The following is a 12,482-nucleotide window of genomic DNA, read 5'->3' as shown; positions in this document are numbered from 1 at the left end:
TAATGAGAACGCTCCCCTTTTCCGCTGCTTTGACCGTGCTGGCCATGATGCTGGCGGCCTGTAGCAGTAAACATCCCGACCCGGCAATGACCGTCAACGGTAAACCCCTGGCTGAACCTGAAATTAAAATTGTCGATTTTCAACTGGTGGACTGTGGCCATGTCTGGGACATCGACAATGACAAAGCGATGACCAATTCGCTCTACTGGCTGCGGGCCATGGATTGCGCGTTACGTCTCTCGCCTGCCGAGGCGCGTGCCGAAGCACGACGCTGGCCTGCGGTTAACTGGGAAAATGCGTTTAAACAGGGCGTATTGCTGGCGAACGGCAACGTCACTCCCGTTGAGCGGCGACAATTTATGCTGCGGCTGGATGCCTTCAGCTCAGACTTTCCCTCCTCAGCAAGGCCATTAATTCAGCTGTGGCGCGACGATCAGATGGGGCTGCTGCAGCTTTCTGAAGAGCGCACGCGCTATCATCATTTGCAGCAGAGCCACGATGCGGAGCTGGATGCCCTGCGTCATCAGCAGGTCAACCTGACCAAAGAGCTCAGCGTCACCCGCCGTAAGCTGGAGTCCCTGACCGATATCGAAAGGCAGCTCTCTTCCCGCCGCTCTCCGGATGCCTCCGATTCCGGCCACGCTGAAAAAAACGGTCAGCCAGAGAGTAAGGCACCGGCTACAGACCCAGAGGAAACAGCCCAGCCATGATCAAAAAATCCGCTAATTTACTGCTGGTGGATGACGATCCCAGCCTGTTAAAGCTGTTAGGCATGCGTCTGAGCAGCGAAGGTTTCAGCGTTCAGACCGCCGGTAGTGGGCCGGAAGCGCTGCGTCTGTTGCAGCGTGAGAAGATCGATCTGGTGATCAGCGATCTGCGGATGGATGAAATGAATGGCCTTGCGCTGTTCAGCGAAGTGCAGAAACAGCAGCCTGGAATGCCGGTAATTATTCTGACGGCGCATGGCTCAATCCCTGAGGCCGTCTCCGCTACCCAGCAGGGCGTCTTCAGCTTTCTGACCAAACCCGTTGACCGCGATGCCTTATACAGCGCTATCGATCAGGCCCTTGCGCACCGTGCTCCGGCCAGTGATGACGCCTGGCGTGAAAGTATTGTCACCCGTAGCCCGATCATGCTGCGCCTGCTGGAGCAGGCAAGGATGGTGGCGCAGTCTGACGTCAGCGTACTGATCAACGGGCAGAGCGGGACGGGGAAGGAAATTCTGGCGCAGGCCATCCATGCTGCCAGCCCTCGCGCAGACCATGCGTTTATTGCCATTAACTGCGGCGCGTTGCCTGAACAACTGCTTGAATCAGAACTGTTTGGTCATGCCAGGGGCGCTTTTACCGGCGCCGTGAGCCATCGTGAAGGGTTGTTCCAGGCGGCAGAAGGAGGAACCCTGTTCCTCGATGAGATTGGCGATATGCCTCAGGCGCTTCAGGTCAAGCTGCTACGCGTGTTGCAGGAGCGTAAAGTTCGTCCGTTAGGCAGCAACCACGACCAGGATATCAATGTTCGTATCCTCTCTGCTACCCATCGCGATCTGCCTAAAGCTATGGAGAAGAAAGAGTTTCGCGAAGATCTTTTCTACCGCCTGAACGTGGTCAATCTGAAGATCCCGGCGCTGCATGAACGGGCAGAAGACATTCCTTTGCTGGCCAACCATCTGCTGAAGCAGTCGGCCGAGCGGCATAAACCCTTTGTCCGCAGTTTTTCTACCGACGCCATGAAGCGTCTGATAGCGGCGAGCTGGCCGGGAAATGTTCGTCAACTGGTTAACGTGATTGAGCAGTGTGTGGCACTGAGTTCCGCTCCGGTGATTGGCGAGGCGCTGGTGGAGCAAGCGCTGGTAGGGGAAAACACCGCATTGCCGACATTTGTGGAAGCCCGTAATCAGTTTGAACTCAACTATTTACGCAAGCTGTTACAGATGACCAAAGGCAACGTGACCCATGCCGCACGCCTTGCCGGACGTAACCGCACGGAATTCTATAAGCTACTTTCACGCCACGAGCTGGATGCGTCTGATTTTAAAGAGTAGTTTTCTGTGCCGCTTCGGTGCCGGGATATGATAGCTTAGCAAGCTGAAAAAGAGTCATACCGCACAGCGGGGCCTCACTTATACTGAACAGAGAAGACTCTCCGGCCACGGAGGGAATAAAAAGGGTCTGCCATGAAAAAAATCGATGCGATTATCAAACCGTTCAAGCTGGACGACGTGCGTGAAGCGCTGGCCGAAGTCGGCATTACCGGGATGACCGTAACCGAAGTAAAAGGCTTTGGTCGTCAGAAAGGGCACACCGAACTTTACCGTGGCGCTGAGTACATGGTGGATTTTCTGCCGAAGGTAAAGATTGAGCTGGTGATAGCTGACGATATCGTTGATACTTGTGTGGAAGCTATCATGCGCACCGCGCAAACCGGTAAAATTGGCGATGGCAAAATTTTCGTCTTTGATGTGGCACGCGTAGTGCGCATCCGTACCGGTGAGGAAGACGAAGAGGCGATCTGAGTTCCTGCCCCTTCTCCTGCCGGTCAATATCGCCGTCCTTTACAGGGCGGCGATAGCATTTCTGGCCCGGTTACAACACCTTGTGTGGGCCAAAAACTTCATAATGAATACGGTCATCCTCAATGCCCACCTTCACCAACTGCGCGGCAATCTGCTGCATAAAGCCCAGCGGGCCACACAGATAGTAGTGCGTCGCCGGGTCACTTAGCTGGCTCTCCAGCGGCAGCAAATCCATCAGTCCTTTACTGTCATAGTGCCCATCATCCTGCTCAAGAGGTTCGCGGTACCAGATATGTTGTGAAAAGAGCGGCAGTTTTTTCGCCGACGTCACCACTTCTTCGCGGAAGGCATGGCGCTTGCCGTTGTCTGCGGCGTGGAACCATTGCACGCGTGAAGGGTGCGGTTGAGCAGCCAGCACATCCAGCATAGCCAGCATCGGCGTCTGGCCCACCCCAGCCGAAATCAAAGTGACCGGAGTTTCCGGGTTCAGGGTCAGGAAAAAGTCCCCGGCCGGTGCTGCAAGCTGAATTTCATCACCCACCTGTGCGTGCTGATGCAGCCAGCCTGAGACGGTGCCGCCCGGCTCGTGGCGTACGGCAATGCGATAATCTTTTTTGTTTGGCGCGCGCGTCAGTGAATACTGGCGGATCTCCTGATTAGCGAAGGTTTTATTACGCACCCAGACGCCCAGATACTGCCCCGGCTGATAATCCGCCACGGGCTGGCCATCTGTAGGGGTAAGAATAAAGCTTTTGATGATTTCACTTTGTGAGGCGATCTCGCTGATACGAAACGTTCTCGGGGTACGCCATCCTCCCGCCTTTTGTTCCGCCTGCTCATACAACTGCTCTTCACGCTGGATAAAAACACCGGCCAGCACGCCGTAAGCTTTGCCCCAGGCATCCAGAACTTCCTGACCAGGGCTGAGTAATTCATCCAGCGTGGCCAGCAGGTGGGTACCGACAACCTGATATTGCTCAGGCTTTACAGCAAAGCTGGTATGTTTTTGGGCGATTTTTTCTACGGCGGGTAACAGGGCGGCCAGATTTTCAATATTGCTGGCATAAGCGCAAATGGCATTAAACAACGCTTCGCGCTGATTGCCGTTACGCTGATTACTCATATTGAAAATGTCTTTCAGCTCTGGATTATGGGCAAACATCCGATCGTAAAAATGGGCGGTAAGTCTGGGACCAGTAGCAACAAGGGCAGGGATAGAAGCTTTTACGGTGGCGATAGTTTTTGCGTCTAACATAGGTGACTCCTGGAGGATGCTTAAAGTTGCATTTTAAATGCATCTTATAACCCCTTCTGCGGCGTGTAAATAGACCCTTCAGGCGCAGGGGCATTTTTTGGTAACGCTTTCACTCACAACCTGGCAATTCTGCTGCGCCAGAATCAGAAGATTTACAGGATTAACCGCTTGCAAAAACTGTAATCAACCCTTGCCACTGCTGTAGCCAATCGTTTGCGGAAAAAGCGCGCTTTGTGGCTACCCCTCAGCAGGCAAAACAGTTTACACTGTTGGCCTTCGCCCATACGGGTCGTTAAATATCGATTATTTGTTAGCTGAGTCAGGAGATGCGGATGTTAAAGCGTGATATGAATATTGCCGATTATGATGCCGAGTTATGGCAGGCAATGGAGCAGGAAAAAGTGCGTCAGGAAGAGCACATTGAACTGATTGCTTCTGAAAACTACACCAGTCCGCGCGTCATGCAGGCACAGGGATCTCAGCTGACTAACAAATATGCTGAAGGCTATCCGGGCAAGCGTTACTACGGCGGCTGTGAGTATGTGGACATCGTTGAGCAACTGGCTATCGACCGTGCAAAAGAGCTGTTCGGCGCAGATTACGCTAACGTGCAGCCTCACTCAGGTTCTCAGGCTAACTTCGCTGTTTACACCGCGCTGCTGCAACCGGGCGACACCATTCTGGGGATGAACCTGGCGCACGGTGGTCACCTGACCCACGGTTCTCCAGTCAACCTGTCCGGTAAACTCTACAATGTCGTGCCTTATGGTATTGATGAGACCGGTAAAATTGATTACGAAGATCTGGCGGCACAGGCTCAGAAGCACAAGCCTAAAATGATCATCGGCGGTTTCTCTGCTTATTCCGGCATCTGTGACTGGGCTAAAATGCGTGAAATCGCTGACAGCATCGGGGCTTACCTGTTTGTTGATATGGCGCACGTGGCAGGTTTGATCGCGGCTGACGTCTATCCAAACCCGGTTCCTCATGCCCATATCGTTACCACCACCACCCACAAAACCCTGGCAGGTCCGCGTGGCGGCCTGATCCTGGCAAAAGGCGGTGATGAAGATCTCTATAAAAAGCTGAATTCTGCGGTGTTCCCTGGCGGCCAGGGCGGCCCGCTGATGCACGTGATTGCCGGTAAAGCGGTAGCGCTGAAAGAAGCGATGGAGCCTGAGTTCAAGGTGTACCAGCAGCAGGTTGCTAAAAACGCCAAAGCGATGGTGGAAGTGTTCCTGGAGCGCGGCTACAAAGTGGTTTCCGGTGGCACCCATAACCACCTGTTCCTGCTGGATCTGGTTGATAAAAACCTGACCGGTAAAGAAGCAGACGCAGCACTGGGTCGCGCTAACATTACCGTGAATAAAAACAGCGTACCTAACGATCCTAAGAGCCCGTTTGTGACTTCTGGCATCCGTATCGGTTCTCCGGCTGTTACCCGTCGTGGTTTCAAAGAAGCTGAAGTTCGCGAGCTGGCTGGCTGGATCAGCGATATTCTCGACAATATCGCTGATGAAGGCACGCAGGAACGCGTGAAGAAGCAGGTGCTGGAAATCTGCGCCCGCTTCCCGGTATACGCATAATATTGCGTAGCTCCTCCGGTTAAAAGAGGGGCTGGAAGCAAACAGCCGGGATGCATATCCTGTTATGCTGGCTAAAGAACCCCACGTTTTCACGTGGGGTTTTTCTTTTTTAAGGCGGGGCTTATTCTTGCGTCTATTTAAACCACTGAAATCTCAACTTAAACCCTGAGTAGTGGCATTCAGCGACTCAGGACTCCAGCAGCATACGGATGCGGTGCTGTTGATGAGACTGCAGTGGTAACTCAGCATGGATTAATGGCGGAGAGTAGAGCGGCAGGGGGGTGGCGTAGGGGGTGATGACCAGGGCGATGCCTTTAGGTGCGCTGTGGTGCTGATACTCGGCCACATCCAGATATTTGATATTGAGTGGCAGTAATGTCAGCTCACGGACCTGTTGCTCGACTTCCTGCTCAAGCTGCGGATTTTTTCCGGTCAGTAGCAGCACCTGCTTCTCCTGCAGGGCATTTTCCTGCATCAGCCAGCCACCGAAAATAATCGCAATAAGGCCCATTTCCTCCTCAGAAAAGGTCAGCGCATACTCTTGCTCAAAATCAGACACGGCTGCTTTAGTCGTGCGCAATAATTTTGGATAGAGGCGGGTCACTTCTTCCGTCAGATTATTATCGATCCCGACCCCAAACAGAGAGCGTTCCAGCGCCTGAGCCAGATGGGTATAGAGCTGGCTGCACAGCCCCTGTTCGTTACTGAAACGCATGCCGGAAAGCAACTGAAAGCGCGTAATCATCAACTGCACGGCCTGCAACAACTGGTGTTCGTAATCATGCCGGACATCCTGCGCATTGGGCGCGTGCATCTGGCAGAACAGCAGGGCGAAAAGCAGCGACTCACTGCTGTCAGGCGCGTTTTTGCAGCGTTTTTGCCAGTGCCGGACCACCTCTTCAGCTACCCGATGTTCCGTTCTGGCGAGTAGCCATTCCCTTTGTGATTCGGTGAAAGTGGTGCTGGCCTGTCGGCACAATGAGTGCTGCATAAACAGCTGCAGGAAATGCCGATCTCTCTGGGTAAAGTCGCGGGCCAGCCCCAGTGCACAATGTTGCACCAGCGCATGAAGATTACGCTCATCATAGAGCGCTTTTTCAATCTGCCTGGTCTTAAGCTGTTGCTTAACCTGCGGCGCAAAATGCTGCTGCACAAAATCAGGCGCCAGCCGCAACGCACGGCGCAGCCAGTAGAACAGGCACAGCCTCTGATCCAGTTCCGCTCCGCTAATCCGGTAGTTCCCTTCAGTATCCTGCTGCAGGGCAAGCCGGTGATAGCGCTGGATTTCTGCCTCCACCTCCGCTATATCTTGCCGGGTAACCGACCGATCAACCCTGTTAATCTGAGACATACTGTCGAGGGTCACGGAAAGCTCAGGGAGATAAAGTAGCAAAAGCAGATGGCAATGACGCTGCGGACTGGAGAGGGCAGAAGGCTCTGGTGAGGATAAACTCATCGTCTGCAATCTCAGTGAAAAGTAACCTCGCTAAGCATAGCGTGCCTGGCTTTCGGGCAGTTAAAAGAGGCCAGATTTATTTATAGCTTTCAGGGCAGGTCACAGAATTTTTGATCAAAAAAGGGAAGGGAACTGAATTTGTTACGTTATAACATGTCTGTTAAGCTATTGTTGCTGGCGTCAACGCTGACGTTATCACCGGTAGCCTGGTCCCATCCGCACAGCTTTATTGATATGCAGGCGACGCTGGTGCACAAAGACAATCAGATCACCGGGCTGAAAATGCACTGGGTGATGGATGAAATCACCTCAGCCGATCTGCTTTACGATGCCGGTGATGCAAAACCCGATTCCGTTGTCTGGAAAAAGCTGGCGGCTGAAGTGATGGCAAACGTGCTGGGGCAACACTACTTTAGTGAGTTCTGGCACCAGGGAAAGCCGGTAAAGTTCGATAATTTACCCCCTGAGTACCATCTTTCACGTCAGGGGCATCAGGCAGTGCTGGATTTTGTTTTACCCCTGGGGGAGCCGCAGCCTCTGGCGGGTCAGCGCTATGTATTCTCCACTTTCGATCCAACTTATTTTGTTGATATGTATTACGATTCTGAAAAATCACTGCACATACCGGCTGAACTGGCTCAGCAATGCAAATTCACGCTGAAAACGCCGAAGCCGGATTCATCCATGCAGGCTTATGCGCTGTCGCTGGATAAAGCCGACGCGCCACCGGAAGATATGGATCTGGGCCGGCAGTTTGCTCAAACGGTAACCCTGACATGTCAGTAAATTCTTTTCCACGTCGTTCAGGACGCAGCTGGCTCCAGGCCTGGCCGCTGTATGTGATGGTCCTGCTGTTTGCCGCCGCCGGGAGTGCGGTCTGGCAGCACTGGCCGCAGATCCTGCTGCAAAGTATTCTCTGGCAGAAAACCCTGCATCAGCAGATGACGGTGTTGCTTCAGCAGGTTGCCACGCATCCTCATAAGGCAGGCCTGACTCTGATGGGCTTTAGTCTGCTTTATGGCGTGCTGCACGCACTGGGGCCCGGCCACGGTAAAGTGGTGATCGCGACTTTTCTGGCAACTCATCCGACGAAAGTCAGAACCAGTCTGCAACTGACGCTGGCTGCGTCCGTGGTGCAGGGGGGCGTGGCCATTTTGCTGGTGACGCTGATGCTGGTGGTGCTTGGCCTCTCATCCCGACAACTGCACCTCAGCAGTTACTGGCTGGAGAAGGGGAGTTACCTGCTGGTGGTGGGTCTGGGACTCTGGCTCTGCTGGCGCGCTATACGTAACATTGTGCAGGCGCTGCGTCCTGCACCGGCAATGAAAATCCTGCGGATTGCACCCGACCATCAGCACAGTGAAAACTGTGGTTGTGGGCATCAACACGTGCCGGATAATCAGATGCTGGAGACGGCGGTTAGCGGCAAAACCAAAGCGATGGTGGTGCTGTCAATGGGGCTTCGGCCCTGTTCCGGAGCGATCATGATGCTGCTGTTTTCGAAAGTGATCGGTGTTTATGGTTGGGGAGTGCTTTCGGCGCTGGCAATGGCAGTGGGGACGGCGATGACCGTTTCGGCCATGGCTTTGCTGGTTCAGCTTTCCCGCGCGCTGGCGTTGAAACTAAGCAAAGGAACCTCTCCGGCCGGTTGGCAGAAAGTAGGCTGGTCAGGATTATCGCTGACAGGGGGAGTGCTGCTGGTAGCCGTCGGGCTGATGTTATGGTTCAGCGCCCAGCCGGCGATGTCCGGAGGGATAAGACCGATGTTTCTGCGGTAAGCAGTCCGGAGGGATAATACCGATGTTTCTGCGGTAAGCAGTCCGGAAGGATAAGCTCGATATTTCTGCGGTAAGCAGAACGAATAAAGGCGGAGTGATAAACTCCGCCTTTATTTATCTGAATGACCCGCGAGGGATTAGCGCTTCAGCGCTTCACTCAGTTCTTCACGCATGCTAGCCAGCATGGCTTTTACCACACGTGGATTGCCGGCAACGATATTACCTGAAGTCAGATAGCCATGTGCGCCCACAAAGTCGGTCACCAGGCCGCCAGCTTCACGCACCAGCAGTTCACCGGCAGCGAAATCCCAGGGTTTCAGACCAATTTCAAAGTAGCCATCAACGCGGCCAGCAGCGACATAAGCCAGGTCCAGCGCAGCGGAACCGGTGCGGCGGAAATCAGCACACTGAGTAAACAGTTTGCCTACGATGTTGATGTAAGGGGTAGCGTGCTGCTTGAGTTTGAACGGGAAGCCGGTAGCCAGGATGGTGCCATCCAGGTCGCGGGCAGTGCTGCCGCGCAGACGGTAACCATTCAGCTGGGTACCCTGACCACGAACCGCGCTGAACAGCTCATTGCGCATTGGATCGTAAACCACAGCGACTTCAGTACGGCCTTTGATGCGCACGGCGATAGAAACGGAGAAGTGAGGCAGACGCTTGATGAAGTTAGTGGTGCCATCCAGTGGATCGATAACCCATTGTACATCCTGGTCTTCTCCGGGTAATTCACCACTCTCTTCGGTAATAATGGTGTGCTTCGGATAGGACTTACGAATCACCTCAATAATCAGGCGCTCGGCGTCGCGGTCAACATTAGTTACGAAGTCGTTGCTGCCTTTCTGGCTGGCTTCGACGGCGTCCGGGGTTTCATAATTCTTGGCAATTAAATTTCCGGCCTTGCGCGCAGCGCGCACGGCAATGTTGAGCATTGGATGCATCGTTATCTCTCACTGGATGTTAAAGAACAGGAAAACGGCGCGGATTATAGCAGGGAGATCGTAAAATGTCCTGAAAATATGATAGCATCCACAAATAATCTCACAGACCTGAATCCTTATGCTGCAAAACATCCGTATTGTGCTGGTTGAAACCTCTCACACCGGCAACATGGGTTCCGTCGCTCGCGCGATGAAAACCATGGGCCTGACCAACCTTTATCTGGTTAACCCTCTGGTTAAGCCTGACTCTCAGGCCATCGCTCTGGCTGCGGGCGCCAGCGATGTCATTGGTGAAGCGAAGATTGTCGATACCCTCGATGAAGCCCTGACAGGTTGTAGTCTGGTGGTGGGAACAAGTGCCCGCTCCCGTTCACTGCCCTGGCCGATGCTCGATCCTCGCGAGTGCGGGATCAAGAGCGTGCAGGAAGGGCAGCAGGCGCCAGTTGCACTGGTGTTTGGCCGCGAGCGCGTGGGGCTGACTAACGAAGAACTGCAGAAGTGTCATTATCATGTGGCAATCGCTGCTAACCCGGAATACAGCTCGCTGAACCTGGCGATGGCGGTTCAGATTATCGCTTATGAAGTGCGTATGGCGTTTCTGCAGTCGCAGGAGACCGCGCAGCAGGACTACGAAGAGTCACCTTATCCCCTGGTTGACGATCTCGAGCGCTTCTACCAGCACATGGAACAGATGATGGTAAACAGCGGCTTTATCCGTGAAGGCAGCCCGGGGCAGGTGATGAGCAAAATGCGCCGCCTTTACACCCGGGCACGTCCGGAGCGTGATGAACTGAACATTCTGCGTGGAATGCTCTCTTCGCTGGAAAAGCCCAAAGGCGAAAAGTAACCCCATTCAGCCCGTTCGATAAGGTTAATACTTGAGTAAAACACTTGGTTAAATAGTTGAGTGTTTTACTAGGTTAAATACTTGACCAATTTACTCGGGAATGTCAGACTTGCGACCATCTTTTTGTTAACACCCACCCAGGGTTCTACTGAGGTCGTTTACGCCATGAGACTGACATCCAAAGGCCGTTATGCTGTTACTGCTATGCTCGACGTTGCACTTCACTCTCACGAAGGGCCGGTGCCGTTAGCTGATATTTCAGAGCGCCAGGGCATCTCTCTCTCTTATCTGGAGCAGCTGTTCTCACGCCTGCGTAAAAACGGTCTAGTAGCCAGCGTTCGTGGTCCGGGTGGTGGTTATCTGTTGGGTAAAAGCTCTGATGCGATTGCTGTCGGCGCGGTAATTACCGCTGTTGATGAGTCTGTGGATGCGACTAAATGTCAGGGCAAAGAAGGCTGCCAGGGCGGCGAGCGCTGCCTGACGCACGTGCTGTGGCGTGACCTGAGTGAGCGTATCAGCGACTTCCTGAATAACATTACGCTGGCAGAGCTGGTGAACAACCAGGAGATCCTGGATGTGGCCGACCGTCAGAACAATACTGAGAAAGCCCGCGTCTCTTCTGGCCGCGTGCATGAAACCATTAACGTCAATCTGCGTGCCTGATTGTCGCTAACCGTTGCCCACTGGCTCAGCGTGCCATAAGCCGGTGGTGGCAGGATAATTTAAGATCGGTACGCATTGAATGACTTACATTTTGCTGATGTATGGAGTTCGAGAGCAATGAAAGTACCGATCTACTTCGATTACGCCGCAACAACTCCTGCCGATCCTCGCGTAGCCGCGCAAATGATCAAGTGCCTGACCTTGGACGGCACCTTTGGCAATCCCGCTTCCCGCTCACACCGGTTTGGCTGGCAGGCCGAAGAAGCTGTGGATATTGCCCGTAATCAGGTCGCTGAGCTTATCGGGGCCGATCCCCGTGAAATAGTGTTTACCTCCGGCGCAACCGAATCCGATAATCTCGCCATAAAAGGCGCTGCCCACTTCTACCGTGAGAAGGGCAGGCATATCATCACCAGTCAGACTGAACATAAAGCGGTTCTGGATACCTGTATTCAGCTGGAGCGTGAAGGCTTTGAGGTAACTTACCTTGCGCCGCAAAGCAACGGCGTCATTGACCTTGATAAATTGCAGGCCGCCATGCGCGACGACACGATTCTGGTTTCCATCATGCATGTGAACAATGAAACGGGTGTGGTGCAGGATATCGCTAAAATTGCGGAAATCTGCCAGTCGCGCGGGATCCTCTTCCATGTTGATGCCACGCAAAGCGTCGGAAAATTACCCTTTGATGTCAGTCAACTGCCGGTAGATCTCGCCTCTTTTTCCGCCCACAAAATTTACGGCCCCAAAGGGATTGGTGGATTATATGTGCGTCGTAAGCCGCGGATCCGTCTGGAAGCTCAGATTCACGGTGGCGGGCACGAGCGCGGCATGCGTTCCGGCACGCTGCCGGTGCATCAGATTGTCGGGATGGGCGAAGCCTTTCGTATAGCAAAAGCAGAGATGGCGGAAGAAATGGCCAGGCTTAGTGCGCTGCGAAATAAGCTGTGGACCGGCTTCAGTGCTATTGAGGAAGTCTACCTTAATGGCGATCTTGTGGCAGGCGCGCCCAATATTCTTAACATCAGCTTCAACTACGTTGACGGTGAATCCCTGATCATGACGCTGAAGGATCTGGCTCTCTCCTCCGGGTCTGCCTGTACCTCCGCCAGTCTTGAACCCTCCTACGTCCTGCGGGCATTGGGGCTGAACGATGAGCTGGCACACAGTTCTTTGCGTTTCTCTTTAGGGCGTTTTACCACCGAAGAGGAGATCGATTACGCCATTCAACTGGTACAGAAGTCGATTGCCCGTCTGCGCGAGCTCTCCCCGGAATGGCTGGCGTTCAAAAAATCCGGTCTTAAAGCCGCCACCCATTCCTGAGCCTTCGGGCTTATGACCGCAGAATGACCCCACGGGCTGAATCCACATTCAGCCCGTTTTACATGATTTCTGTTAGTCTGGTTAGACGAAAGCCAATAAAGGTTTATTGTAGTGACCGACC

Annotated in this window: 12 protein-coding genes; 9 read left to right on the top strand and 3 right to left on the bottom strand. The window is 53.6% G+C overall.

The window, feature by feature from the left end:
• Positions 1-2 precede the first annotated feature (2 nt).
• The 3 genes from qseG to glnB all read left to right on the top strand — a co-directional run bounded on the left by qseG (position 3) and on the right by glnB (position 2,512).
• Positions 3-710 (top strand): two-component system QseEF-associated lipoprotein QseG, encoded by a 708-nt coding sequence (gene qseG, locus VRC33_RS17055; RefSeq protein ID WP_338557515.1) that lies wholly within the window; start codon positions 3-5, stop codon positions 708-710.
• Positions 707-2,041 carry a two-component system response regulator GlrR gene (glrR, locus tag VRC33_RS17050; protein ID WP_338557514.1) on the top strand — a complete coding sequence of 445 codons (1,335 nt, stop codon included), beginning with the start codon at positions 707-709 and terminating at the stop codon, positions 2,039-2,041. The genes qseG and glrR overlap by 4 nt, the downstream gene beginning before the upstream one ends.
• 132 nt (positions 2,042-2,173) lie before the next feature.
• Positions 2,174-2,512: a nitrogen regulatory protein P-II gene (gene glnB / locus VRC33_RS17045; protein WP_013203412.1), complete on the top strand. Its 339-nt coding sequence runs from the start codon at positions 2,174-2,176 to the stop codon at positions 2,510-2,512.
• Between the two features lie 70 nt (positions 2,513-2,582).
• Here glnB and hmpA read toward each other — a convergent pair whose 3' ends face one another.
• Positions 2,583-3,767, bottom strand: a complete 1,185-nt coding sequence (gene hmpA, locus VRC33_RS17040; protein ID WP_338557513.1) for an NO-inducible flavohemoprotein — start codon at positions 3,765-3,767, stop codon at positions 2,583-2,585.
• A 332-nt stretch (positions 3,768-4,099) separates the two neighbouring features.
• Here hmpA and glyA point away from each other — a divergent pair, with 332 nt between their 5' ends.
• Positions 4,100-5,353: a serine hydroxymethyltransferase gene (gene glyA / locus VRC33_RS17035; protein ID WP_338557512.1), complete on the top strand. Its 1,254-nt coding sequence runs from the start codon at positions 4,100-4,102 to the stop codon at positions 5,351-5,353.
• A gap of 187 nt (positions 5,354-5,540) precedes the next feature.
• Here the strand turns inward: glyA and csiE are convergent, their stop codons facing one another.
• Complete coding sequence (csiE, locus tag VRC33_RS17030; RefSeq protein ID WP_338557511.1) at positions 5,541-6,809, bottom strand: stationary phase inducible protein CsiE; 1,269 nt, start codon at positions 6,807-6,809, stop codon at positions 5,541-5,543.
• A gap of 153 nt (positions 6,810-6,962) precedes the next feature.
• Between csiE and VRC33_RS17025 the strand changes: the two genes are divergently transcribed.
• Positions 6,963-7,595, top strand: a complete 633-nt coding sequence (locus VRC33_RS17025) for a DUF1007 family protein (protein WP_338564325.1) — start codon at positions 6,963-6,965, stop codon at positions 7,593-7,595.
• The gene (locus VRC33_RS17020) at positions 7,586-8,587 is read left to right on the top strand and encodes a nickel/cobalt transporter (protein ID WP_338557510.1); all 1,002 of its coding nucleotides are present in this window, start codon (positions 7,586-7,588) and stop codon (positions 8,585-8,587) included. The genes VRC33_RS17025 and VRC33_RS17020 overlap by 10 nt, the downstream gene beginning before the upstream one ends.
• 137 nt (positions 8,588-8,724) lie before the next feature.
• On the opposite strand, the gene suhB is transcribed toward VRC33_RS17020, so the two are convergent.
• Positions 8,725-9,528 carry an inositol-1-monophosphatase gene (gene suhB / locus VRC33_RS17015; RefSeq protein ID WP_338557509.1) on the bottom strand — a complete coding sequence of 268 codons (804 nt, stop codon included), beginning with the start codon at positions 9,526-9,528 and terminating at the stop codon, positions 8,725-8,727.
• A gap of 118 nt (positions 9,529-9,646) precedes the next feature.
• Here suhB and trmJ point away from each other — a divergent pair, with 118 nt between their 5' ends.
• The 3 genes from trmJ to VRC33_RS17000 all read left to right on the top strand — a co-directional run bounded on the left by trmJ (position 9,647) and on the right by VRC33_RS17000 (position 12,361).
• Positions 9,647-10,375, top strand: coding sequence for a tRNA (cytosine(32)/uridine(32)-2'-O)-methyltransferase TrmJ (gene trmJ, locus VRC33_RS17010; protein WP_338557508.1), 729 nt, complete (start codon positions 9,647-9,649; stop codon positions 10,373-10,375).
• Positions 10,376-10,540: 165 nt separating this feature from the next.
• On the top strand, positions 10,541-11,038 hold the full coding sequence (iscR, locus tag VRC33_RS17005) for a Fe-S cluster assembly transcriptional regulator IscR (protein WP_338576789.1): 498 nt from the start codon (positions 10,541-10,543) through the stop codon (positions 11,036-11,038).
• A 117-nt stretch (positions 11,039-11,155) separates the two neighbouring features.
• On the top strand, positions 11,156-12,361 hold the full coding sequence (locus VRC33_RS17000; protein ID WP_338557507.1) for an IscS subfamily cysteine desulfurase: 1,206 nt from the start codon (positions 11,156-11,158) through the stop codon (positions 12,359-12,361).
• Positions 12,362-12,482: the final 121 nt, after the last annotated feature.

Source organism: Erwinia sp. E_sp_B01_1, from assembly GCF_036865545.1.
Lineage (GTDB): Bacteria > Pseudomonadota > Gammaproteobacteria > Enterobacterales > Enterobacteriaceae > Erwinia.
This window is presented reverse-complemented; position numbering and strand designations above follow the sequence as displayed.